Source organism: Halosimplex carlsbadense 2-9-1 (assembly GCF_000337455.1).
GTDB lineage: Archaea > Halobacteriota > Halobacteria > Halobacteriales > Haloarculaceae > Halosimplex > Halosimplex carlsbadense.
This window is the reverse complement of sequence record NZ_AOIU01000008.1, coordinates 196,441-219,007: the sequence shown is the minus strand read 5'-3', so window position 1 is coordinate 219,007 and position 22,567 is coordinate 196,441. Positions and strand designations below refer to the sequence as shown.

The following is a 22,567-nucleotide window of genomic DNA, read 5'->3' as shown; positions in this document are numbered from 1 at the left end:
AATCCTACCACATAAGGGTGTGCTTGAAAACATCGAAATCTTGCGTGCATAACGAGACGGCTGTCAGAAGTATCCCATGGTATTATGGATATAAGGTCTCCGTTCGTCCAGATCGATGGACGATCCTCCGCTCGAATCGAACGTTCGTCGACCGGTTCGCGGGGGAGGGGCGGTCGAACGGGGGCGCTGGGCTCGCGCGCGCCGCTCGCTCTCGGGCGCTCGCCGACGCCGGTATCGGGGTGTGGACAGACACAGTACGGACGCGAGCAGGGACCGGTCACACTGGGTGCCGCCCGCCGACCCCGACGGACCGCGCGAATTGTGCCAAGCGCGAGAGTTATGTGTGATCATAAGAGTCGAAGATACGACTACGAATGCACACTTATTCATCGATAAACATAACCGTAGGTGGGTATATCGGCGATATTGCTATCTGTTCCGTGATCGAGGTGTCGAGACGATGACCGTCGGCGAGCAGCGGGCTCGGCCGGACTCGGCGGCAGCCGACCACGACGAGCAGATGGTCGCGAACGCGGCCGGCGCGCTGGACGTGGTCAGGACCGCGTCGGCGACGGTCGACGCGGAGCTCGACGCGATCGCCGAGGAGGCGGGCCGTCAGGTCGACGAGGCCGACTCGGCGGTCGACGACGTCTCGTCGCTGTCGGCGACGATCGAGGAGATCGCCGCGACGGCGACCGCGGTCAGCGAGCAGTCCGAGCGGGCCGCCTCGGAGGCGGCGGAGGGGCGCGAAGCGGCGGCGGCGGCCACCGAGACGCTGCGGGAGGCCCGCGAGGCCGGCCAGGCGGCGCTCGAACGGATCGACGCGCTGACGACCCAGATCGACCGGATCGCCGAGGCGCTGTCCGGGATCGACGACATCGCCGACCAGACGAACATGCTCGCGCTGAACGCGAGCATCGAGGCGGCCCGCGCCGGCGACGGGAGCGACGGGTTCGCCGTCGTCGCCGAGGAGATCAAGTCCCTGGCGGGGGAGTCCCAGTCCCAGGCCGACGACATCGACGCGCTGCTGGCGGACGTGCGCGACGCCACCGACGAGACCGTCGCCCAGCTCGAACGGGCGGTCGAGCGGATCGACCGGGCGAGCGACCGGTCGGCGGAGACGAAGGCGGCGTTCGACGACGTGACCGACGCGGTCGACGAGACGGCCGCCGACATCGGGTCGGTGTCGGCCGCGGCCGACGAGCAGGCGACCACGAGCGAGCGCGTCGCCGCGACGGTCGAGCGCGTCGCCGAGAGCGCCGGGAGCGTCGAACGCGATATCGAGACGATCCGCGACGCCCGGAGCGAGCAGACCGAGATGCTCGCCGAGGTCGAGGAGGCCCTCGAGAGCGCGGCGGGCTCGCGCGAGCGCGAACTCGCGGAGGCGGTGCGGATTCCGACCGGGATCGACGGCGTCGACGCGCTCTGCGACGGCGGGATCCCCCAGGGCGGCCGCGCGGTCGTCCGCCACGACGGGGCGGGCCCGGTCGGGCGCCTCCTCGCCCAGTTGTGTGCGGCCGCGATCGCCGACGAGCGGGCGGTGTCGCTGTCGGCGCCGCCCGGGCTCGACCGAGCGACGCTCGACGCCGCGCTGGACGCCGTCGGCACCGGCGTCGACGAGGCGCTCGCGACCGACCGGCTGTTCGTCCTCGACATGTTCGACGACTGGGGCGCCGGCCGCAACGTGTTCGACCTCGACCGCCGGTCGCTGAGCGACGTGAACGAGCGCACCGCCGACCGGCGCGACCGCCCGCTCCTCGTCGTCGGGAACGTCGCCGGCGAAATCGAGGTCCTCGGCGAGCGAGCCGCCCGGGCCGCCCGGTACGACAACGACGACGGCGTCCTCGAATCGACGGACACGGTCGTCAACGTCGTCGACGACGCCAGTGTCAGCGACTCCTTCGCCGCATTCTACGCCGGCGCGGCCGACCAGGTCCTGTCGCTGACCGGCGGCGACAGACGGCCGACCGTCGAACTGGCGACCGCCGTCGACGGGGCCGGGGGTGTGAGCCGTCCCGTGGCCGCGTCGGCGGAGCCCCCGTTCCTCACCGTCGCCGACGGGGAATCGTGATGAGCGGCCAGCGGAGCGCAGAGCGGTTCGACGCGCTGTTCGAACTCATCGACGACGCGGTCGTCGAGGTGGAGATCGTGGAGATGCGGCCGGTCGTCCGCGCGGTCAACCCGGGGTTCGAGTCCGTGTTCGGCTGGTCGGCCGAGACGGTCGTCGGCGAGTCGCTCAACGACTTCATCGTCCCGGAGGGCCGCGCGGAAGCGGCGGTCGACTTCGACCAGCGGACCGCCGACGGGAAGGTCAACAGCGGCACCGTGACTCGTCGAACGGCGGACGGGCTTCGGCAGTTCATCTACCGCGGGGTCCCGTACGAACACGGTGACGGCGGCCGGGGCGGACTGGCGATCTACACCGACATCACCGAGCGGACTCGTCGCAAGCGCCACCACGCGGTGGTCCATCGCGTGCTCCGTCACAACCTGCGCAACGCGCTGACGGTCATCCTCGGGAGCGTGAACGAGGTCGAACGAATGACCGACGGTCCGGTCGCCGAGCAGGCCCGGCTCGCCCGCTCGGCGGCGCGAGACCTCGAGACGCTCAGCGAGCGCGCGCGCCTCGTCGAACGCGCCTTCGACGAGGAGATAAACCGGCAGGTGGTCGACGTCGCCGACCTGTTTCGATCGGTGGCGAGCGCGGTGCGGTCGGTGAACGGGTCCGCGACGGTCACTACGGAGTTGCCCGGGCGGCTCCCGGTCCTCGCGGGGGGACCGCTCGAGGCCGCGCTGGAGAACCTCGTCTCCAACGCCGTGATCCACGGCGGCGACGCGCCGGACGTTCGGGTCGTCGGTCGGCGAGCGGGCGACACGGTCGAGATCGACGTCGTCGACGACGGCCCGGGGATCCCCGACGGGGTACGGGCCGTCGTCTTCGCGGACCGGCCGCTCACGCAGCTCTCTCACAGCACCGGACTCGGTCTCTGGCTGGCCAAGTGGGCCATCGAGGCCTGTCACGGACGTCTCGACTATCGACGTGTCGACGGTGAGACCGTCGTCCGGGTGACCCTCCCGGCGGTCGACGAGGCGTGACGGGTCGTCACCGCTACAGCCGCTCGGCCACGTCCTCGGCGAAGTAGGTGAGGATCAGGTCCGCGCCGGCGCGCTTGATCGACAGCAGCGACTCGTAGGCGACCGCTTCGAGGTCAAGCCACCCCTTCTCGGCGGCGGCGTGGAGCATCGCGTACTCGCCGGAGACGTTGTACGCGGCGACGGGCTGGTCGAAGTTCTCGCGCACGTCCGCGACCACGTCGAGGTACGGCAGCGCCGGCTTGACCATCAGCACGTCGGCGCCCTCCTCCGCGTCCAGCGTGACCTCGCGCATCGCCTCGCGGCCGTTCGCGGGGTCCATCTGGTAGTGGCGGCGGTCGCCGAAGGCGGGCGCGCCGTCGGCGGCGTCGCGGAACGGGCCGTAGAAGGCCGACTCGTACTTCGCCGCGTAGCTCATGACCGGGAGCGACTCGAACCCGCGGTCGTCCAGTTCGGCGCGGATCGCCCCGACCATCCCGTCGGTCATGCTGGAGGGCGCGACCATGTCCGCGCCGGCCTCGGCGTGGGAGGCGGCGGTCTTCGCCAGCAGCTCCAGCGTGCGGTCGTTGTCGACGGTCATGTGTGGGTCCGCACGGGCGTCGTCCTCCACCACCCCGCAGTGGCCGTGGTCGGTGTACTCGCAGAGGCACACGTCGGTTATCACGTAGGCGTCGGTCTCCTCGGTGATCGCCCGGACGGCGCGCTGGACGACGCCGTCGTCGGCCCACGCACGCGAGCCCTCGGGGTCTTTCGACTCGGGGATCCCGAAGAGGATGACGGCCTCCACGCCGGTCTCCCGGACCTCTCGGACGCGCTCGACCGCCTGGTCGACGGGCACGCGCGTGTGCCCGGGCATCGACTCGATCGGTACTCGCTCGTCGGTCGTCGCGTCGACGAAGACGGGCGCGATCAGGTCCGACGCCGAGAGGTCGGTCTCCCGGACGAGCGGGCGGACGCCGTCGCCTCGGAGTCGCCGGGGGCGGTGTGACAGATCCATACCCGCATTCGTCGTCTCGGGGTAATCAGGCTAGCGACTGTCGGACCGAATCGTCTCCGAGCGGAAGACATTTGACCGACACGCCCGCACCGCTCAGGTGAATGGCATCACTCGATTCGACCCGTCGATCCCGGCTGCGCGGGTTCGCCGAGGACTACGGGTTGATCGTCGTCGCCGGCTTCTTCTTCCTGCTGGCGGTCGCCGGCGCCGTCCTGTTCGTCTTCGGCGACGAGCAGTTCGCCCAGCGGATCATCGACACGTACGGCCTGCCCGTCCTGCTCCCTATCTTCGTCCTCGAAGGCGCGATGTTGCTGTACTTCGCCCCGAGCGAGGCCCTCGTGCCGGGAGCCATCGAGTTCCTCGCGACCGAGCCGTCGGGGTACGAGTGGCCGGTGATCGCGCTCATCTTCGTCGTCGCGACGGTCGGCGCGACGCTGGGCCAGGTCGCGCTGTTCCAGCTCGCCAAGCGCGGCGGTCGCGAGTGGCTGCTCCAGAAGCCGTGGTTCCGGATCGACGAGTCCAAACTCGACCGCTTCGACCGCTGGTTCGACCGCTGGGGCAAGTGGGGCGTGTTCGTGAGCAACGCCCTGATCCTCACCCGCGGCATGCTGACGGTGCCCGCCGGCGTCGCCGAGATCGACACCCGCGAGTTCGTCGCCCTCTCGGCGGCCGGCACGGTCGTCTTCGAGACCTGGCTCGCCCTGGTCTGGCACTACGCCGTCGAATTCGGCCTGCTGAACTTCTTCTGAGCGACCGCCGCGACGGTCACTCCTCGGATTCGGCGTCGGCCACCCGTTCGTCGACCCATTCGACGGCCCGCTCGACGGTCGCGGGGTCGGTCCCGGTCACCTTCACCCGACCGGGCTTGCCACGCCGGGCGGGGTAGCTGCCGACGGCCACGTCGAAGCGCTCGCGCGCGCCGTCGAGTACGTCCTTCAGCGCGCCCTCGGGGGTCGCGGTCTCGACCGACGCGGAGACGGCATCGCCACCGAACTCGTCGGCGACCGAGTCGAACATCACCCGCAACTCCTCGGGGAACCCCGGGAAGACGTAGACGTTCTCGACGACACAGCCGGGGTTGAAGCTCTCGGCCGTCACGAGGGGGCGAGCGCCCTCGGGCAGCGCCGCCGTCTCGTCCAGGTCCAGGTCGAAGTCGTGGGTCTCGTAGTACTCGGGGTCTTCCTCGCGGAACTGTCTCGCCTTCTCGGCGATCCGGTCGCGCACGTCCGACTGGACTTCGAGATCCCGGTCGAAGGCGTCGGCGACGGCCTCTATGGTCACGTCGTCGGGCGTGTCGCCCAGCCCGCCGGTGACGACCACGGCGTCGAAGTCGTCGGCGAACTCGCCGACCCAGCGGGCGATCAGCGCGCGGTCGTCGGGGATGGTGAGCATCCGCGCGACGGTCGCGCCGCGTTCGGTGAGCTGGCGAGCCAGCCAGGTCGCGTTCGTGTTCTCGGTGTCCCCCGCGAGCAGTTCGTCTCCGACCGTGACGAGCGCGACTTCCATGGGCGTGTGCAGGGCGTAGAACGGGTAAACGCTACCGGGTTCGCGACGACGACTCGCTCGTGTCGTCAGTGTCTCGGTTGTCTCTGATCGGCTTGGCTTGGGTGGCAATCGAGTGGACGCGGCCGCCCTCGACGGCAATCGGTGAACGCCCTCGCCGCGCTCGCGGTCGCTGACCGGGATATTCGCGCTCTCCGCACCACCCGCGCGGATAGCGCCCGCTCAGGCGACTGAACTGCACGCGAGCAGGGCGATCGGCTCCGCCGACCGCCGCAAGCCGTGGCGGCGCAGCCGCCACGCGCGTCTCGCCCGTTCAGTCCGCCAGGCACTCCATCCGCACCGCGACAGCGACCGCAGACGGCCACGAACCTCCCCAGCCGATTCGCTCCTGTCGTCGCTCATCCACTGTCAGAGCACGCTCTGACAAGCCCTCGCTCACACGGTTCGCGAGGACCTCNTCCCCAGCCGATTCGCTCCTGTCGTCGCTCATCCACTGTCAGAGCACGCTCTGACAAGCCCTCGCTCACACGGTTCGCGAGGACCTCGCACGACTATTTCGAGCGGCCCGCCAAGAGGCGGGCACGCTCACGGCAGCGCCGTTCACATCGAGGCGCTCCGGAGTCGCGCCTCGCACCGCTCGACAGCGTGTGCCACTACACTTATCCAGTAGCTATCTTGTTCGGAAGGTCCCCGCGCCGGGAACGCCTGGAGCATGGAGTATCGGCCTCAGACCAGCTCTTCGACGTCGACGCCCCAGCGCTTGTCGTTGTATTCGAGATGTCGGTCGCTGCCGAGTTCGCGCTCGATGCGCCGGCGGAGCTGCTCGTTGGCCTGGCGGTCGATGTGGGCGAGTTCGTCGGCCTTGGCGACCGCGAGGGGCGGTCCCTGCTCGCCGGCCACGTCGTGGAGAATCTGCAGGCGCAGCGCCTCGCGGGTGTCGTCGTCCTTCGTGAACGCGTAGGGCGCCTCGACGCGGTAACAGAGGTCGTCGCGGGGGTCGTACAGCACGAAGAAGGTGACCTCGTAGGCCTCGGGGTCGAGGCGGCGTTCGATGTCGAGCGCGTCGCCGTCGGCGGCCATCACGCGGTCGGTGCCGACCCGCGAGCGGAACCAACCCGTCGCGGTGAGCGCGTCGGTCCGCAGGTCGCCGCTTCCGTCCCGGCGGGCGAGCACGCGCTGGAAGAAGGCGTTGTCGTTGGCCCAGGGGGCGTTGGTCTTCTCGCGGACGACTCGGGTGATCGCCTTGGCGGTGCTGTTCTTGATGAACCCGACTAGCGGCACGTCCCGGTCGACGAAGGTCTCGACGAGCCGGATGTAGTTCTCGACCACGTCCCGCGGGCGCTCGTCCTCGACGAGCAGGTCCGCCAGCTCCGTGTCGCGCTCGCCCCACTTCAACAGGCCCGTGGGGTAGAGCGGCCCGTCGAGGATCAGCAGATCGTCGACGATCTCGGCCTGTTGGCGGGCGTGCTCGCTCTCGGCGAGGTACAGCGCGAGCGCGTGGACGACGTTCTGCTCGTAGCGGTCGACGCTGGGGGCGTGCAGCGCCCGCTCGCGGACGTAGCCCTCGTCCTGCATCGTCCAGTCCTCCTGGCCGATGCGGTAGGTGTCGTCGTTGGAGTGGGCGGTCATCACGATGGTGCGCGCGCGGTGGAGGTCGAGGTCGGAGGGGACGGCGGCCATCGCGGCCTGGGACACGTCGAGGACGAGCCCGTTCTTGAAGGTCGTGGGGTTGATCGTCCCCGAATCGAGGCCGTGCTGGGTGGGGAACGGGGCATCGCGAAGCGCGACGGCGTCGATGGGGACCTTCTCGCGGCGCTGCTCGCCCAGCGGTTCGAGGACGGCGTCGCCGTCGCGATAGAGCGGGTCGAGGAAGTCGGCCCACACCGTCTCGGCGGCCTCGGCGTGGTCGTCCTCGTCGACGCCCTCGCCGACGCGGCCGGCCAGACGGGCGATGCCGTCGACGTGGACGGGGTCCAGGGTCATTCCGAGGTCGGGTCCTCGGCGAGCATCTTCTCGATGGCGTCTGCGACCTCCTCGTATGACTGCATCTGGAGGCCGTCCGTGGTGATGAGGACGCCGCGGCGGTCGCCCGTCACCCGGAGGAGGTAGCCGTTGGTGAACGCGCGGACGGTGAAGCGGTACTCGCCGAGCTCCGAGGACTGGTAGGCGTTGCTCGTGTCGCGAAAGCCGCGCCACTCGTGGCCGACGAAGGTGTCGAGGTCGGCGTCGCGTTCGAGGTCCTCCCGGAGGTACAGCTGCTCGAAGTCCGAGCGTGTGAAGTAGGTCACCGACCGGAGGCTGTCGCCGGTCGCGGTCCGGGCCGTCGTCACGATCTGGTCGGCGAGGTCGTCCGACAGCAGTTGCGCGTCCATAGGCTAACGACGGTCGCCCACTCACAATAACTTTCCGCGGAATCGGGTGATCCGGCCGGCGTCAACGGGTCCCACGCTCCAAGGCCGCCCGTCCGCCCTCGACCCACGTCCGGAACAGCTCCGGGCCGAGGGTCGGCTCGTCGACCCCGACCAGTTCGCCCCTGCAGTGAGGACGGTAATCGGGCGGTGAGGCGACGAGCGTCAGTCGCGCCGACCGACACCGACTTGGGCCGGCCGGGCGGAGGGCCGAGTATGAAAGCCGCGCTCGTCATCCTCGACGGCTGGGCGCTCAACCCCGACGAGGGAGTTCGCGACGCCGTCGCCGCCGCCGAGACGCCGAACTTCGACCGCCTCTGGAACGCGGGCGGCCACGGGACGCTCGTCACCTCCGGGCGTCGCGTCGGCCTGCCCGAGGGACAGATGGGTAACTCCGAGGTCGGCCACCTCAACATCGGCGCCGGTCGCGTCGTCGTCCAGGAGTCCGCCCGCGTCACCGACGCTATCGCCCGCTGGCGGGGGGAGCGCGTGGCGGCGGAGCCGCCACGTTCGGACGAGGCCGGCGACGCCGGCCTCGCACCGGACCCCCAGGGCGACGGCGCCATCGACGACAACGAGGCCGTCCAGTCGGCGTTCGAGTACGCCGACGAACACGACGGTCGCGTCCACTTCATGGGGCTCGTCTCGGACGGCGGCGTCCACTCCTACCAGTCCCATCTCCACGCGCTGATCGACCTCGCGGCCGACGAGGGGGTCGAGGCCGTCACCCACGCCTTCACCGACGGCCGCGACACCTCGCCGACCGGCGGCGAGGAGTACCTCGCCGATCTGGAGGCCCACGCCGAGGAACAGGGCACGGGCCACGTCGCGACGGTCTCCGGGCGCTACTACGCGATGGACCGCGACGAGAACTGGGACCGCACCGAACTCGCCTACGACGCCATCGTCGAGCGCCACGCCGGCCACGAAGCGGACTCCGCGGTCGACGCAGTACGAGAGTCCTACGACCGGGGCGACACCGACGAGTTCGTCGAGCCGACGCTCGTCGCGGACCGACCGGCGCTGTCGGACGGCGATGCCGTGGTCTTCTTCAACTTCCGCTCGGACCGCGCTCGGCAGTTGACGCGGATGCTCGCGGACATCCGTTCCGACGCCTGGGGGGGCCGCACCGACCCGCCGGCGACCCGCGTGGTCACGATGACCCAGTACGACGAGACGTTCGACCTCCCCACCGCCTTCCCCCCGGTCCGCCCGGAAGATACGCTCGGCGAGGTCGTCTCCGAGACGGGCCACACCCAGCTCCGGCTCGCCGAGACCGAGAAGTACGCCCACGTCACCTACTTCCTCAACGGCGGCCGCGAGGTGGAGTTCGACGGCGAGATCCGAGAGATCGTCCCCAGCCCCGACGTGCCCACCTACGACCGCCAGCCCGAGATGAGTGCGGCTGAGGTGACCGATACCGCCATCGAGACTATCGAGGCCCGGGACCCAGATCTCCTGGTCTGCAACTACGCAAATCCGGACATGGTCGGTCACACCGGCGACTTCGACGCCGCCGTCGAAGCGGTCGAGGCGGTCGACGAACAGCTCGGGCGGCTCGTCGAGGCGGTCCGGGTCGCCGGCGGGCACGTGCTGGTCACCGCCGACCACGGCAACGCCGACGACATGGGCACCGAAGAAGAGCCCTACACCGCCCACACGACGAATCCGGTCCCGCTGATCTACGTCGCGCCCGACGGCACCGACGGCGGTCGGCTCGTCCGTGAGGGCGGCGCGCTCGAAGACCTGGCACCGACGCTGCTGGAGTTGATGGACATCGAGACGCCGTCAGCGATGACCGGCGAGAGTCTGCTGGAGTAGCCGACCGCCTCCGCTGTTCTACAGCTCCACGGGCTCGCCGTCCTCGATAGACTCGTTGACCGCCAGCGTCAGTTCGAACGTCCGCCGAGCGTCCGCGTAGGGCGAGCGTAGCCCCGCGCCGTCGCCCGACGCAACCGCGTCGACGAACGACTCGACCTCGGCGGCGTAGGGGTTGCGGTCGAACTTCTCGTCGACCGCCTCGCCGTCGACGACGCCCGAGACCGACTGCTCCGTGACTTCCAGGGTCGCGCCGTCGGCGACGACCTCCAGGCCGTGCTTGTCGTCCTCGGCGGCGCAGGTGGTCGAGACGTGCGATATCGCCCCGTTCTCGTGGGTCATCGTCGCGGAGGTGGCGTCGGAGAAGTCCACTTCGTCGGCGAGGCGGTGGCTCCCGGCCGCTGCGACGCGCTCTACGTCGCCCGCGAGGTGGCGGACGGTGTCGTAGACGTGGGTGGCCTGTTCGACGACCTGCCCGCCCGACTTCTCGGCGTGGCGCCACCAGTGGTCCTCGCCGCCGGCGACGCCGCCCCACCAGTAGCCGTCGACGTAGCCGATGTCGCGGCCGGAGAGGATCTCGCTGGCGCGCTCGACGCCCGCCGAGTAGCGCCAGTCGTAACCGACCTGCGCGAGCACGTCGTTGTCCTCGATCGCGGTCTCGATCTCGCGGGCCGTCTCCGCCGAGAGCGCGAGGGGCTTCTCGACGAACAGGTCGTAGCCGCGCTCGGCGGCGGCGATCTCCTGGTCGTCGTGGGCAAAGGGTGGGAGGCAGACGAAGACGGCGTCGGGGTCGGTCTCCTCGTAGAGGTCGTGGTGGTCCGAGAAGGCGGGCGCGTCGAAGCGGTCGGCCGCCGATTCGGCCGTCTCGCTGTCCACGTCGCAGATCCCGACGATCCGTGCGTCGTCGAGGGCTGCGAGGTTGTCGAAGTGCTGCCACTGGGCGATGCCGCCGGCGCCGACGAAGGCCAGGTCGACCGTCATTGGCTGACCCGCGCGCCGGCGGAGCAAAAAGGCGGCGTCGGCGGAGAGCGCGGCCGGATCGTGGTCGCGGGGGCGGACGCGGTGCGGTAGGTGGGGCGCGGTGAGTCGCCCGTCGTGGACGGTGCCGACCCGCTATTTGGGTTTCCAGTCGAGCTTGATCGTGAACGCCTCGCGACTACCGCGCAGCAGCGAGGACATCTCCCGGACGCCGATCTCCATCCCGATCTCCTCGGGCGGCGCGAGGTGGACGGTCCGGTTGTTCACGTTCACGTCGAAGCTCCCGTCGCCGCGCAGGTCCGCGGCGAGCGATTCGAGCTTGTCGGCGGCCTCGTCGCGAGTCATGTCGTACGCTTCGAGCTCTTTCGCCATATCCGCCTTTCGGGAATCGGTGGGGAAAAGTAACGGGCTGAAACCGACGGTAACGGCTCCTTACGGCGGATCGTCGCCGTTCGATCGGCCGACGGCAGCCGCCGCGGGCTCCTACTGGGCGACCTGCTCGGGTCGAGTCAGCACCTCGCGTTCGACGCCCTCGAAGGCCTCCGCGAACCCCGGCCCGAACGCGGAGGCGGGCGTCTGAAATCCCTCGCCGGCCGCGCCGCCGAGTACGCGCCGGGCGGCCTCGACCGCCGTCGCCGTCGTCAGGTCGTAGGTGTCCGGCGTCCGCATCCGCGCGCGAGCGACACTGCCGTCCTCCCCGACCACCTCGCCCCAGACGTGCGTCTCGCTCTGTGCGCGCTCGTCGGCGGTCGGTCCGGACACCAGGCGGCCGGCGACCGCCTCGGCCGCCCGGCGGACCGGCCCTGCGGCGAGGGCGGGAACGAGCCGTCGGGCGCGCTCCATCGCGCCGGCGACGCGGTCGGGGACACCGGCGTACACCTCGATGTTCGGGATGCCCGTCGAGTAGTACGCCGAGGACACGTCGCCCCAGGGGACGGTGACGGCGGTCCGTTCGCCCGTCGGGAAGTCGAAGGTCCGGCGCTTGAACGCGACGGGAACCGTCTCGACGCGGCCGTCGCGACGGACGGCGCCCGGGCGGTCGAGCCCGCGGAGCATCGACTTCGCGGTCCCCGGCGAGAACGTCCCCAGGCCGTCGATGGCGAGCGTGAGTCGCTCGGCCTCGGGGAGCAGGCCGTGCAGCGTCGCGGCCAGGCAGTCGGTCGGGACCACGTCGAAGCCGACGCCGGGGACGACGGCGACGCCGGCGTCGGTCGCCTCGGCGTCGCGAGCGGCCGTCGCTTCGAGCACGTCGACGTTCCCGGCCAGGTCGAGGTAGTCGGTGCCGGCCCGGAGACAGGCGTCGATCAGCGGTTCGGCGGTGTCCTCGAACGGCCCGGCGCAGTTGCATACCGCGTCGACGCCGGCGACGCGGCGCTCGACGACGGTCGGGTGTTCGAGGCTGAACACCCGGTGGTCGCAGCCTCGTTCGGTCGCCGCCGCCTCGACGCGCTCGGCGTCGCGTCCGGCGAGGATCGGGTCGAGGCCGTCGGCGACGGCGCGCTGGGCTATCAGCGACCCGGTGTACCCGTACGCTCCGTAGACGAGCAGGTCCCCTTCCATGGCGCCCCGTTCGCGCTCGACGTGAAAAACGGGCGCGTCCGTTCACCTCCGAACGCCGACGGAGCCGGATCGCGCCGGTCACCCCGGCCGGTCGGCCGCTCGTTCAGCCGTGCTTTCGGCGCGGTAACCGGCGGATACGACGGCGCCGTCCTCGGGTCGTTCGGTAGCGAGCGGATTACTATCGGCGCCGATGCCCGAGTGGCTTACGGAGGTTTACCATGTCAGTCACATCTGCGAAGGAGCTGTTCACGCACGAACTCGAAGACATCTATTACGCCGAGAACGAGCTGCTCGACGTGCTCGACCAGTTGGCCGACCAGACCGAACACGAGGAGATCTCGCGGGCCTTCGAGGAACACCGCGAGGAGACGAACGGCCAGATCGAACGTCTCGAATCGGTGTTCGAGATGCTCGGGCAGGAGCCCGAACAAGAGGAGTGCGAGGGGATCCAGGGCCTGATCGAGGAACACGAGGAGCTGCTCGAGATGGACCCCGAGGCCGACGTGCTCGACGTCCACAACCTGACGGCGGCCCAGAAGACCGAACACTACGAGATCGCCGCCTACGGGAACCTCGCGCTGCTGGCCGACCGGCTGGGCATGGACGAGGCCGGCGACATCCTCCACGAGAACCTCGAAGAGGAAGAGGCGGCTCTGGAGAGGCTGAAGACGCTCACCAGCGAGTACGACTACGAGCCGATCGTCGCCGCCTGAGACGCCGACTCGCCGTCGAAACCGCGGATCGCCACCCCCTCGCCGCGTCTCTCAATCCAGCGTGACGACGACCTTCCCCTGATGTTCCCCGGATTCGAGGTAGCGGTAGGCGTCGCGGACCTCGTCGAAGCCGAACGTGCGGTCGACGACCGGTTCGATGTCGTTCGCGGCGATGGCGCGGTTCATCCGGTCGAACATCTCGCGGCTCCCGACGCCGACGACGCCCTCGACGGTCAGCCCCTTCCCGAGGACGGGGCCGGGGTGGACCTGGCCGTCGGGACCGTCGAGGACGCCGATGAGGCTGACGTGGCCGCCCGGCGCGGCCGCTTCGAGCGACTGGTCGAGCGTGCCGGGCCCGCCGACTTCGACGACGTGGTCGACGCCGCCGCCGGTCCGCTCGGCGACCGCCTCGCCCCACTCGGGCGTGTCCTCGTAGTTGACCGTCTCGTCGGCGCCCCACTCCGCGGCGCGGTCGAGCTTCTCGTCGCTAGCGGAGGTGACGACGACCTCGGCGCCCTGTGCGTCGGCGAACTGGAGCGCGAACGTCGAGACGCCGCCGGTCCCCAGCGCCAGCACCGTCTCGCCCGCCGTCAGGTCGCCGTCCTCGACGAGTGCGCGCCAGGCGGTCAGGCCGGCACACGAGAGGGTCGCGCCCTGCTCGTAGTCGAAGTGCTCGGGCAGGACCGCGAGGCTCTCGGCCGGGAACGTCGCGTACTCCCGGAGCGCACCGTCGATATTGCCGCCGGTCGTGCGCGCCCACTGCTCGGGGCTCCCCTCGCCGGCCACCCAGTCGGGGGCGAACGGCGTCGCGACGCGGTCGCCCTCGGCGAGCCGCCGGACACCGGCCCCCACCTCGACGACCTCGCCGGCGCCGTCGGAGAGGGGAACGACCGGGAGTTCTGCGCCCGGGTAGTGTCCCTCACCGGCGATGATCAGGTCGCGGTAGTTCAGCGAGCAGGCGCGGACCCGGACGAGCGCCTCGCCCGGTCCCGGTTCGGGTCGCTCGCGTTCGACGGCCACCACACCCTCGTAGTCCGCTGCGGAGTCTTCGACTTCGTACGCTCGCATCGGCGGGAGTTGGACCAGACCCTCTTGGGCCCTCCGGACGCGGCAGGCGACTGGGGTGACCGTCCGACGGCCGGGACCGACCGCGGACCCGTGACGGTGAGCGAGCCCGCCGCCGAGGTGTCCGGTCGGTCCGGCGAGATAGCGATAACAACGTTCTTGCGGCTGTGTACAGAGGGATCGAGACAGAGATGAGCGTCTCCAGCGAGTTCGACCTCGACGGAAGCGTCTGCGTGATCACCGGCGGATCGGGCGAACTCGGGTCCGCGATGGCGAAGGCGATCGGCGCTCACGGCGGGAGAGTCGCCGTCCTCGCCCGCGGCGAGGAGGGGCTGGCGGAGACGAGCGAGGAACTCGCGGCGATGGACGTCGAGCACGTCACGCTCCCGGCGTCGGTCCTCGACAGGGCGGAACTCGAAGCGGCCGCCGAGACGGTCGTCGAGGAGCTCGGGCGGATCGACGCGCTGATCAACGCGGCGGGGGGCAACAGCCCCGAGGCGACGACGGGCGAGGACACCTCCTTTTTCGACCTCACGACCGAGGGCTTCGAGCGCGTCCTGAACGTCAACTTCGTCGGGACGGTGCTCGCGACCCAGGCGTTCGGCGAACACATCGTCGAGCAGGGCGAGGGCGTCATCCTGAACGTGTCGTCGATGACCGCGGTCACGCCGCTGACGAAGATCCCGGCCTACTCGGGCGCGAAGGCGGCCGTCTCGAACTTCACCGAGTGGCTGGCGGTCCACGTCGCCAACGAGTACTCGCCGGACGTGCGCGTCAACGCGATCGCGCCGGGATTCTTCCTCACGGAGCAGAACCGATACCTGCTGATCGACGAGGAGACCGGCGAGTACACCGACCGCGGCGAGTCGATCGTCGAACACACGCCCCAGCGGCGGTTCGGTGACCCCGAGGACCTGGCGACGACGGTGCTGTGGCTGCTGGCCCCCGGCTCGTCGTTCGTCCACGGAGCGGTGATCCCGGTCGACGGCGGGTTCTCCGCGTTCAGCGGGGTTTGAACCAACGGTCGGCGCCGCCCCGCCGACCCGTCACGGAAGTCGTCGCCACGGCGAGGGTTCCGTCTCGACCGCGGAGAACCGCGGGAGGGCGCGGCGTCTGACGCCTGACCGACTGGGGTTTATGAGGTGTGAGCGCCTTCGTTGGAACCGAGACGAGGATGATCCCGACCACGGAACACGGCGACGACGCAGGTGTCGGCGAGGCGGGCGGGGAGCGGTCGATCCCCATCGAGATCAGCGTCGCGACCGACGGCGACGAACGGCCGCCGGTCGACGACGCGACGCGCGTCGACGTGGAGGTCGACGGCCAGATGTACCCGACGGCGCGGCTGGCCGACGGCCGCTACGTCGCCTGGTGGTTCGAGACCGACGCGCCGGAGCTGTCGGACCCCGTCACCACCGAGTGGGTCGCCGCGCCGACCCGATTCCTCGCCGCGGGCACGCTCCACGAGCTGTGGGAGGACCCCGCGGCGTTCGACCAGTTGCCCGACGGCGAGCTGTAAGCGACGCCGTCGGTTCGATTTCTGTCCGACGTGACGGCTCCCCGGGGCGAAAGGGTAATCCGCGCGTGGTCGAAGGTGTACCCACGCAGTTCTGCCGGGAGCGTTGGGGCCGCGCCCGCCGGCACAACCGGAGTGTCTGCAGACGATGAACGACCGACCGCGGCCGGTGTGTGTAGTTCGCGTCGGCGGTGATCCCGACCCCGAGAGCGACGCCCTCGCCGCGGTGGCAGGCGCGACCGTTCGGCGCGTCGACGGCCCCGACGACGCGCTCGCGGCGCTCGACGACGAGCGGGTCGACTGCGTCGTCGTCGACCCGGACGACGCCGAGTGGGACCCGGTCGCGCTCGTCGCGGCCCTGAACCAGCGCGACCCCGGTCTCGACGCGCCTGTCGTGCTCGCGACCACGAGCGACCTCGACCCGTACGTCGAGGCGGACGTCGTCGGCGCACTGGCCGCGGTCGTGCGGCCGGACGACCAGCGGGCGCTGACCGACGCCGTCGGCGAGGCGCTCGCGGCGAGTCGCGAGCGAGCGGCCGACCGCGAGGACGCCGCGCGGTACCGGGCGCTCGTCGAGGGCGCGCCGGTCCCCGTCTGCGCCCTCGACGGCGACGGCGCGATCCGAAGCGCGAACGACGCGCTGGCGGCGTTGCTGGAGCTGGCGGACCCCGACGACGTGGTCGACCGCAACGCGCGGGAGTTCGTCGCCGCGGACGCCCGGGCGAGCGCCGCCGCCCGTCTCGAACGCGTGATCGACGACCGCGAGCGGACGCCGCCGGCCCAGCGGACCCTCGTCGCCGCCGACGGCACCGAGAAATACGCCCTCGCGTCGATGCAGCCCGTGACCGACCGGGGGGAGCCGGCGGCCCAGGTCGTGTTGCACAACGTCACCGAGCACAAGCGCCTGGAGGCGGCGCTGCGCGAGCAGCGCGACCGCTTCTCGACGCTGTTTGAACACCTGAGCGAGCCGGTCGTCGCGACTGAGTTCGACGACGGGGGACCGCTCGTCACCGACGTGAACGAGTCGTTCGCCGAGACGTTCGGCGTCGACGCCGCGGCCGTGACCGGCCGCCCGCTCGACGACCTCATCGTGCCGACCGAGGACCGCGAGACGGCCGCGGCGTTCAACGAGCGGGCGCGGACGGGCGAGCGGCTGGAAGTCGAGGTGCGCCGCCGGACGCCCGACGGACCGCGGGATTTCCTGCTGCGGTTCGCCCCCTACGACGACGCCAGCGGGGGCTACGCCATCTACATCGACGTGACCGAGCGCCGCGAGTGGGAGCGCCAGCTGCGCCGACAGAACGAGCGTCTGGAGGAGGTGGCCCGCGTCGTCTCCCACGACCTCCGCAACCCGCTGAACGTCGCGGCGGGGACGGCCGACGCGCTGGCGGCCGACGCCGACGACGAGGACCGAGACCACTTCGAGCGGATCGGCCGCGCTCACGACCGGATGGCGGCGATCGTCGACGACATGCTCGCGCTCGCTCGCCAGGGCCAGTCCGTCTCGGACCTCGGACCGGTCGCGCTCGCGGCGATGGCCCGCGACGCGTGGGACACCGTCGAGACCGCCGACGCGACGCTCGACATCCGGACGACAGCGACGGTCATGGCCGACGAGAGCCGCCTCCGCGGCGCCTTCGAGAACCTCTTCACGAACGCGGTCACCCACGGCGGCGCGGACGTGACCGTGACGGTCGGCGACATGCCCGACTGTCCGGTCGACGAGCGCGACGACGGCGACCCCCGTCGCGGCGGCTTCTTCGTCGCCGACGACGGCCGCGGCGTCCCCGACGAGGACCGCGAGAGGGTGTTCGACTCGGGCTACTCGACGGGCGAGGAGTCGACGGGATTCGGCCTCGCCATCGTCCAGAGCATCGTCGAGGCCCACGGCTGGGACGTTCGCGTCACCGACCGTCTCGACGGTGAGTCGGGCGCGCGCTTCGAGGTCACCGGGGTCGAGTTCGCCGGGAACTGAGCGGTGCCTCGCGGTCCTCGGTCAGGACTGCCGCGACTCCTCGGCGTTGAACACGTCCGGACCCGCCGAATCGGCCGGTTCGGACTGGTAGCGGCCGCTCGATTTGATGATCGACAGCGCGCTCATGATGTCCGTCCGGGTGAGTAGCCCGACGAACTCGTCGTCGTCCATGACGAGCAGGCGGCCCACGGCGTGGGAATCCAGCTCCTCCAGCGCGGTCATGACGCCGTCGTCGGGCGCGACGGTGTAGATCTCCGTCGACATGACCTCCTCGACGCGGTAGGCGTCGCGCTCGACCTCCCGCACCGCGCGGGCGTCTTCGAGGGTCACGAGGCCGACGATCTCCCCGTCGCGCTCGACGGGGTAGCCGGTGTGCCGTTCCCGGAACATCGTCTCGATCAGGTCGGCGACCGACCCGTCGTCGTCGACGGTCGTCACGCGGTCGGCCGGGGTCATCACGTCGGCGACGGTGACCCCCTCGAAGGCCGCCCGCATCGTCGTCTGCTGGGCCTCGCTGGCCGCGCCGATGTAGATGAAGAAGGCGATGGCGACCAGGAAGAGGCCGCCCCCGCCGAACAGGCCGAACAGACCGAGGCCGACGGCGAACAGCTTGCCCACCTCCGCGGCGATCTCGGTGGCGCGGGCGTACGGGCGAGTGCGGTTGAGCAGCGCCCGGAGGACCCGACCGCCGTCCATCGGGAAGACGGGCAGCAGGTTGAACCCCGCCAGCACGACGTTCATCAGCGCCAGGTACCCGAAGACGAACTGGGCGGCCGCCAGCGTCAGCGAGTCGCCGACCGGAACCGCGAGGAACGCGACGTAGGAAACGACGCCGAGCGCGATACTGACCACGGGGCCGGCGATGGCGATGAGGAACTCCTGGCGCCAGTCCTCGGGCATCTCGTCCAGCTGGGCGATGCCGCCGAAGATCCACAGCGTGATCGACGAGATGGGGAAGCCGTAGCGCATCGCCACCAGCGAGTGGCCCAACTCGTGGAGCACGACACCGACGAACAGCCCCAGCGCCGCGACGAGCCCGAGCCCGAGCGAGAGTTCGGTCGAGGTCGTCAGCACGTCCACGGCGATCCCCGACCCGAACAGGTCGTTGACGATCTCGACGTACCGCCCGATCTGCGACCCGATCGCCCAGGCGAACAGCGGCAGGACGAGGAGGAACGTGAGATCGACGTCGATCGGGATGCCGAAGGCGCTCCCGATTCGGAATCGGCGCATACCTCCGAGTAGTCCCGGCACGAACTTAAGCCCGCCCGTGGCGACGGGGATAGCAGCGAGGTCCGCCCCCTGCGAGGGGTATATACCGACAGCGGGCGACGCTCGGGCCATGTACACGAGCTTCGGGCTCGACGCCATCGGCGTCGACCGCCCCTTTCCCGAGGCGGCCGCGCTGGCCGCCGAACACGGCTTCGACGCGGTCCAGGTCGACCTCGGCTATCTCCGCGAGGTCGGCCCCGACGACTACCGCGCGGTCCGCGACGACCACGGCCTCCGCTCCGGAAGCGCCACCCTCCCCGTCGACGTGACCGCCGACGCCGAGACCTACGAGGCCGATCTGGACGCGCTCCCCGAGGTTGCCGAGTCGGTCGCCGCCGTCGGCTGTTCCCGGATGTCGACCTACATCATGTCGTTCAGCGACGAGCGACCGTTCGAAGGGAACTTCGCGTTCCACCGCGACCGGCTCGAACCCGTCGCCGCGGTCCTCGCCGACCACGGGATCGACCTCGGCCTGGAGTTCCTCGGCCCCGAACGGCTGCGAGCGGGCCACGAGTACGACTTCATTTCGACCGCCGACGGCATGCTCGACCTCTGTTCGGCGGTCGGCGACAACGCCGGCCTGCTGCTCGACTGCTGGCACTGGCACACCGCCGGCGGCTCCGTCGAGGCGCTGGAGGCCCTCGACGCCGACGATATCGTCGACGTCCACGTCAACGACGCACCGGAGGGGCTCGGGCTCGACGAGTACGTCGACACCGAGCGGGCGATGCCCGGCGCCACCGGCGTCGTCGACATCGAGACCTTCCTCTCGCATCTCGACGCCGTGGGCTACGACGGCCCCGTGATGGCCGAACCGTTCTCCGACGAACTGGAAGCGATGGCCGACGCGGACGCCGCCCGCGCGACGGCCGAGTCGCTCGAACGCGTGTTCGAGCCCGCCGGCGTCTGAACGAAAGCCATGTCCGAGGGGAGTCGGCTCGCCCGCACTTGACAGCATGCGGTGAAAGCCCTCGACCCGTTCGCTCTGAGTCGGCTCGCCCACACTCGACGGCATGCGGTGAAAGCCCTCGGCCCGTTCGCGGTCGCTGAGCGGGATATTCTCGGGCGCTTCGCGCCCTCGAATAGAGCCCGCTCAGGCGACTGGAACGAGCGCGAACGTGCCTCGCCCTTTCAGTCCGCCAGGGGCCGCACCCACTCCGCATCCCCCCCGCACAACAACCGCAGACGGCCACAACCCTCCCCAACCGATTCACTCCGTCACTTCGTTCCTCCGTTCATCCCTCGCACGATGCTGTCGCGCGATGAAACGCACGACAGCGCGCGCCACCACGCCTGACCCATCGTCCGTGCTCGCCGACCACGTTCCGCCGCGCCGGGGCCACAGTCATTGTCCCGGGGGTCGTAGCCGCGGGTATGAGCGAGCGTGAGGCGACCGACGACGAATCGACCGCGGACCCGGCGACGCCGACGGTCCGCCGCGCGGAGGACATCGAGTACGAGCCGGTGGACGCCGCCGAGGGGCTGTCGAAGGCGGTGCTGGTCGGCGAGGACCACGGCGCCGAGAACCTCGCGATCCGGCGGTTCACGCTCGCGCCCGGCGCCGAGGTGCCGAAACACAGAAACGAGATCGAACACGAGCAGTACGTCCTCGCGGGCGAGTACGTCGTCGGCATCGACAGCGAGGCGTCGGAGACGCCCCGAGTAAACGGCGAAGCCGTTGACGGCGAGGAGCACACGGTCAAGGGCGGGGACGCGCTGCACATTCCCGCGGGCGCGGTCCACTGGTACCGCAACGAGCGCGACCTGGAAGGAGCCTTCCTCTGTGCGGTCCCGACCGGCGACGACGCCATCGAACTCGTCGAGGAGTAGCGGGCGCGAGCGAGCTACTCGGGCGGCCAGCACGGAGGGACGCCGCGGACGACGCGCCGCCCGAGCCTTTTTTGACCGCGGTGGCCCACCCTCCGGCAATGACCGACCACGAATCGCTCGTCAGGCGCTCGCTCGCCGGGACCGACGCGTTCGACGAGCGGGTCCGCGCGCAGGCCGACCGGCTGACCGACGCGCTGGCCGACGGCGCCTTCGACAACGAGGCGGCGACGCTGGGCCTGGAGCTGGAAGTGTACGCGCTGGCGGGCGACGGCGCCGACCGAACGCTCGCGCCGATCCCCGACGACGTGTACGAGGGCCCGGCCGACAAGGAACTCGGGCTGCACAACGCCGAACTCAACGCCGCGCCGAGCGAGTTCGACGACGAGGGGGTCGCCGCCCAGGCCGCCGAGATTGAGAGCGACCTGGCCGCCACCCGCGAGCGAGCGCGCGAGCACGGCCTCGAAATCGTCCTCGACGCGATGCCCGCGGTCGCGCCCGCGGAGGGGACCCACGCCTATCTGGACGACGTGACCGTTCACGGTCCCGGTCGTCAGGACACCGGGAGCGACCACCCGGTCGTCGTCCCCGGCGGCGACCCCGACGACCCGGTCCTCGTCGCGCGGAACATGCGAAAGGACCCCCGCTACGGCGCGCTCGACAACGTCGCCGTCCGGCGGGCCGGCGGCGAGATCGACTTCTCGGTCCCCGGCGCCGAGACGGGCTATCGAACCATCCTCTTCGAGTCGCTGGCGACCTCGATCCAGCCCCACGTCCAGGTTCCCGACACCGACTCGTTCCCCCGCTATCACAACCTCGCGACCCGGACGCTCGGCCCGCTGGTCGCGCTGGCGGCCAATTCCCCGTTCCTCCCCGGCGACTGCTACGGCGACGTGGACGACCCCGAACGGCTCGTCGACGAGACCCATCACGAACTCCGTATCGCCGCCTTCGAGCAGTCGATGAACCAGAGGTGTCGGAAGGTACGGGTGCCCGATGACCTCGACGACCCCGCCGAGGCGCTCGAACACGTCGTCGCCGACGACAGCTTCGCGCCGTTTCTCAGAGAGTGGATCGAAGACGAAGATGACCTGGAAGAGGAGGGCCAGAAGGGCGGCGACCCGACCAGCGCGGCCTGGGAGTTCGACTACAAGCGGGGCACCTTCTGGCGGTGGGTGCGGGGCGTGGCCGGCGGCACCGCCGTCGACGGCGCCTGCGACCAGCGGTCGCTGCGCATCGAGTACCGCCCGCTGCCCACCCAGCCGACCGTCCGCGACATCGTCGGCCTGCAGGTGCTCACCGCGGGCCTTCTCGAAGGGCTGGTCGCCGTCGACCACCCGCTCGCCGAGTTGTCGTGGGACGACGCCGAGCGGAGCTTCTACGGCGCCGTCGAGGACGGTCTCGACGCCGAGTTGGCGTGGGTGACCGCCGACGGCGAGCGGACCGACGACAGCGACGAGGTCTTCGCCGAGGTGTTCGAGTACGCTCGGCGCGGGCTGGCCGAGCAGGGGGTCGACGAGGCGACGCGGGACCGCTACCTCGACCCCATCGAAGCGCGCTGGGGGGCCGGTGTCACGCCCAGCGCCTGGAAGAAGGAGCGTGCCCGCGAGCATCTGGCCGACGGCGCGGACCTGGAGGAAGCGCTCGCGCGGATGCAGGGCGAGTACGTCGAGCTGAGTCGCGGGCGCGAGCACTTCGCTGAGTGGATCTAAGCCGACGCTCCGCGCCGAGTAATTGCGGATCCGTTGCGGGTCGCTCGCGGAACGGTTGCCCTACATAACCGTACCGCCGGCGTGCGTCGTGACGGCACGGGCACACGGTCGAGTCGGTTTCTTTCACCCC

The 22,567-nt window shown here is 70.5% G+C and carries 20 protein-coding genes and 1 pseudogene; 11 read left to right on the top strand and 10 right to left on the bottom strand.

Translation table 11 applies throughout. From position 1 onward, the window contains the following. The first annotated feature begins 460 nt into the window (after positions 1 to 460). Both C475_RS03825 and C475_RS03820 read left to right on the top strand, forming a co-directional pair. Positions 461 to 2,071, top strand: a complete 1,611-nt coding sequence (locus tag C475_RS03825; RefSeq protein ID WP_006882450.1) for a methyl-accepting chemotaxis protein — start codon at positions 461 to 463, stop codon at positions 2,069 to 2,071. Next, complete coding sequence (locus C475_RS03820; RefSeq protein WP_006882449.1) at positions 2,071 to 3,096, top strand: ATP-binding protein; 1,026 nt, start codon at positions 2,071 to 2,073, stop codon at positions 3,094 to 3,096. Before C475_RS03825 ends, C475_RS03820 begins: the two co-directional genes overlap by 1 nt. Positions 3,097 to 3,109: 13 nt before the next feature. On the opposite strand, the gene hemB is transcribed toward C475_RS03820, so the two are convergent. Continuing rightward, positions 3,110 to 4,090: a porphobilinogen synthase gene (hemB, locus tag C475_RS03815; RefSeq protein WP_006882448.1), complete on the bottom strand. Its 981-nt coding sequence runs from the start codon at positions 4,088 to 4,090 to the stop codon at positions 3,110 to 3,112. 101 nt (positions 4,091 to 4,191) lie between these two features. Here hemB and C475_RS03810 point away from each other — a divergent pair, with 101 nt between their 5' ends. Beyond that, entirely contained in the window at positions 4,192 to 4,839 is a 648-nt protein-coding gene (locus C475_RS03810; protein WP_006882447.1) for a DedA family protein, read from the top strand. 16 nt (positions 4,840 to 4,855) lie between these two features. Here C475_RS03810 and C475_RS03805 read toward each other — a convergent pair whose 3' ends face one another. From C475_RS03805 to C475_RS03795, 3 genes are all read right to left on the bottom strand, one after another. Then, positions 4,856 to 5,596, bottom strand: a complete 741-nt coding sequence (locus C475_RS03805; protein ID WP_006882446.1) for a competence/damage-inducible protein A — start codon at positions 5,594 to 5,596, stop codon at positions 4,856 to 4,858. A 723-nt stretch (positions 5,597 to 6,319) separates the two neighbouring features. Then, entirely contained in the window at positions 6,320 to 7,576 is a 1,257-nt protein-coding gene (locus C475_RS03800) for a DNA double-strand break repair nuclease NurA (RefSeq protein ID WP_006882445.1), read from the bottom strand. After that, on the bottom strand, positions 7,573 to 7,965 hold the full coding sequence (locus tag C475_RS03795) for a DUF7522 family protein (RefSeq protein WP_006882444.1): 393 nt from the start codon (positions 7,963 to 7,965) through the stop codon (positions 7,573 to 7,575). The genes C475_RS03800 and C475_RS03795 overlap by 4 nt, the downstream gene beginning before the upstream one ends. A gap of 252 nt (positions 7,966 to 8,217) precedes the next feature. On the opposite strand from C475_RS03795, the gene gpmI reads away from it, so the two are divergent. Continuing rightward, positions 8,218 to 9,822, top strand: a complete 1,605-nt coding sequence (gpmI, locus tag C475_RS03790) for a 2,3-bisphosphoglycerate-independent phosphoglycerate mutase (RefSeq protein ID WP_006882443.1) — start codon at positions 8,218 to 8,220, stop codon at positions 9,820 to 9,822. Positions 9,823 to 9,840: 18 nt separating this feature from the next. Here the strand turns inward: gpmI and C475_RS03785 are convergent, their stop codons facing one another. From C475_RS03785 to C475_RS03775, 3 genes are all read right to left on the bottom strand, one after another. After that, positions 9,841 to 10,800 carry a Gfo/Idh/MocA family protein gene (locus C475_RS03785; RefSeq protein ID WP_006882442.1) on the bottom strand — a complete coding sequence of 320 codons (960 nt, stop codon included), beginning with the start codon at positions 10,798 to 10,800 and terminating at the stop codon, positions 9,841 to 9,843. A gap of 132 nt (positions 10,801 to 10,932) precedes the next feature. Continuing rightward, on the bottom strand, positions 10,933 to 11,169 hold the full coding sequence (locus C475_RS03780) for an amphi-Trp domain-containing protein (RefSeq protein WP_006882441.1): 237 nt from the start codon (positions 11,167 to 11,169) through the stop codon (positions 10,933 to 10,935). Between the two features lie 111 nt (positions 11,170 to 11,280). Further along, a complete protein-coding gene (locus tag C475_RS03775; RefSeq protein WP_006882440.1) occupies positions 11,281 to 12,357 on the bottom strand; it encodes a saccharopine dehydrogenase family protein in 1,077 nt (358 codons plus the stop codon). Between the two features lie 218 nt (positions 12,358 to 12,575). Here C475_RS03775 and C475_RS03770 point away from each other — a divergent pair, with 218 nt between their 5' ends. Further along, positions 12,576 to 13,070, top strand: coding sequence for a DUF892 family protein (locus tag C475_RS03770; protein ID WP_006882439.1), 495 nt, complete (start codon positions 12,576 to 12,578; stop codon positions 13,068 to 13,070). A gap of 51 nt (positions 13,071 to 13,121) precedes the next feature. On the opposite strand, the gene C475_RS03765 is transcribed toward C475_RS03770, so the two are convergent. Further along, complete coding sequence (locus C475_RS03765; RefSeq protein ID WP_006882438.1) at positions 13,122 to 14,138, bottom strand: zinc-dependent alcohol dehydrogenase family protein; 1,017 nt, start codon at positions 14,136 to 14,138, stop codon at positions 13,122 to 13,124. Positions 14,139 to 14,326: 188 nt separating this feature from the next. On the opposite strand from C475_RS03765, the gene C475_RS03760 reads away from it, so the two are divergent. The 3 genes from C475_RS03760 to C475_RS03750 all read left to right on the top strand — a co-directional run bounded on the left by C475_RS03760 (position 14,327) and on the right by C475_RS03750 (position 17,626). Beyond that, entirely contained in the window at positions 14,327 to 15,151 is an 825-nt protein-coding gene (locus tag C475_RS03760; protein ID WP_006882437.1) for an SDR family oxidoreductase, read from the top strand. A 128-nt stretch (positions 15,152 to 15,279) separates the two neighbouring features. Beyond that, on the top strand, positions 15,280 to 15,654 hold the full coding sequence (locus C475_RS03755) for a hypothetical protein (RefSeq protein WP_235728429.1): 375 nt from the start codon (positions 15,280 to 15,282) through the stop codon (positions 15,652 to 15,654). Positions 15,655 to 15,799: 145 nt separating this feature from the next. After that, positions 15,800 to 17,626 (top strand): PAS domain S-box protein, encoded by a 1,827-nt coding sequence (locus C475_RS03750; protein WP_006882435.1) that lies wholly within the window; start codon positions 15,800 to 15,802, stop codon positions 17,624 to 17,626. A gap of 21 nt (positions 17,627 to 17,647) precedes the next feature. Here the strand turns inward: C475_RS03750 and C475_RS03745 are convergent, their stop codons facing one another. Continuing rightward, positions 17,648 to 18,859 carry a site-2 protease family protein gene (locus tag C475_RS03745; RefSeq protein WP_006882434.1) on the bottom strand — a complete coding sequence of 404 codons (1,212 nt, stop codon included), beginning with the start codon at positions 18,857 to 18,859 and terminating at the stop codon, positions 17,648 to 17,650. Positions 18,860 to 18,968: 109 nt separating this feature from the next. On the opposite strand from C475_RS03745, the gene C475_RS03740 reads away from it, so the two are divergent. The 3 genes from C475_RS03740 to C475_RS03730 all read left to right on the top strand — a co-directional run bounded on the left by C475_RS03740 (position 18,969) and on the right by C475_RS03730 (position 22,437). Then, positions 18,969 to 19,808, top strand: a complete 840-nt coding sequence (locus C475_RS03740) for a sugar phosphate isomerase/epimerase family protein (RefSeq protein ID WP_006882433.1) — start codon at positions 18,969 to 18,971, stop codon at positions 19,806 to 19,808. A gap of 464 nt (positions 19,809 to 20,272) precedes the next feature. Continuing rightward, complete coding sequence (locus C475_RS03735) at positions 20,273 to 20,728, top strand: cupin domain-containing protein (protein WP_006882432.1); 456 nt, start codon at positions 20,273 to 20,275, stop codon at positions 20,726 to 20,728. A 98-nt stretch (positions 20,729 to 20,826) separates the two neighbouring features. Next, complete coding sequence (locus tag C475_RS03730) at positions 20,827 to 22,437, top strand: hypothetical protein (protein ID WP_006882431.1); 1,611 nt, start codon at positions 20,827 to 20,829, stop codon at positions 22,435 to 22,437. A 60-nt stretch (positions 22,438 to 22,497) separates the two neighbouring features. On the opposite strand, the pseudogene C475_RS25290 reads toward C475_RS03730, so the two are convergent. Beyond that, positions 22,498 to 22,560, bottom strand: a pseudogene (locus C475_RS25290) (hypothetical protein); the annotation flags it as partial. Positions 22,561 to 22,567 lie beyond the last annotated feature (7 nt).

Excerpts from the sequence above, each read along its gene's own strand:
- C475_RS03825 (WP_006882450.1), top strand. The coding sequence starts at position 461 with ATGACCGTCGGCGAGCAGCGGGCTCGGCCGGACTCGGCGGCAGCCGAC.
- C475_RS03820 (WP_006882449.1), top strand. The coding sequence starts at position 2,071 with ATGAGCGGCCAGCGGAGCGCAGAGCGGTTCGACGCGCTGTTCGAACTC.
- hemB (WP_006882448.1), bottom strand. The coding sequence starts at position 4,090 with ATGGATCTGTCACACCGCCCCCGGCGACTCCGAGGCGACGGCGTCCGC.
- C475_RS03810 (WP_006882447.1), top strand. The coding sequence starts at position 4,192 with ATGGCATCACTCGATTCGACCCGTCGATCCCGGCTGCGCGGGTTCGCC.
- C475_RS03805 (WP_006882446.1), bottom strand. The coding sequence starts at position 5,596 with ATGGAAGTCGCGCTCGTCACGGTCGGAGACGAACTGCTCGCGGGGGAC.
- C475_RS03800 (WP_006882445.1), bottom strand. The coding sequence starts at position 7,576 with ATGACCCTGGACCCCGTCCACGTCGACGGCATCGCCCGTCTGGCCGGC.
- C475_RS03795 (WP_006882444.1), bottom strand. The coding sequence starts at position 7,965 with ATGGACGCGCAACTGCTGTCGGACGACCTCGCCGACCAGATCGTGACG.
- gpmI (WP_006882443.1), top strand. The coding sequence starts at position 8,218 with ATGAAAGCCGCGCTCGTCATCCTCGACGGCTGGGCGCTCAACCCCGAC.
- C475_RS03785 (WP_006882442.1), bottom strand. The coding sequence starts at position 10,800 with ATGACGGTCGACCTGGCCTTCGTCGGCGCCGGCGGCATCGCCCAGTGG.
- C475_RS03780 (WP_006882441.1), bottom strand. The coding sequence starts at position 11,169 with ATGGCGAAAGAGCTCGAAGCGTACGACATGACTCGCGACGAGGCCGCC.
- C475_RS03775 (WP_006882440.1), bottom strand. The coding sequence starts at position 12,357 with ATGGAAGGGGACCTGCTCGTCTACGGAGCGTACGGGTACACCGGGTCG.
- C475_RS03770 (WP_006882439.1), top strand. The coding sequence starts at position 12,576 with ATGTCAGTCACATCTGCGAAGGAGCTGTTCACGCACGAACTCGAAGAC.
- C475_RS03765 (WP_006882438.1), bottom strand. The coding sequence starts at position 14,138 with ATGCGAGCGTACGAAGTCGAAGACTCCGCAGCGGACTACGAGGGTGTG.
- C475_RS03760 (WP_006882437.1), top strand. The coding sequence starts at position 14,327 with ATGAGCGTCTCCAGCGAGTTCGACCTCGACGGAAGCGTCTGCGTGATC.
- C475_RS03750 (WP_006882435.1), top strand. The coding sequence starts at position 15,800 with ATGAACGACCGACCGCGGCCGGTGTGTGTAGTTCGCGTCGGCGGTGAT.
- C475_RS03745 (WP_006882434.1), bottom strand. The coding sequence starts at position 18,859 with ATGCGCCGATTCCGAATCGGGAGCGCCTTCGGCATCCCGATCGACGTC.
- C475_RS03740 (WP_006882433.1), top strand. The coding sequence starts at position 18,969 with ATGTACACGAGCTTCGGGCTCGACGCCATCGGCGTCGACCGCCCCTTT.
- C475_RS03735 (WP_006882432.1), top strand. The coding sequence starts at position 20,273 with ATGAGCGAGCGTGAGGCGACCGACGACGAATCGACCGCGGACCCGGCG.
- C475_RS03730 (WP_006882431.1), top strand. The coding sequence starts at position 20,827 with ATGACCGACCACGAATCGCTCGTCAGGCGCTCGCTCGCCGGGACCGAC.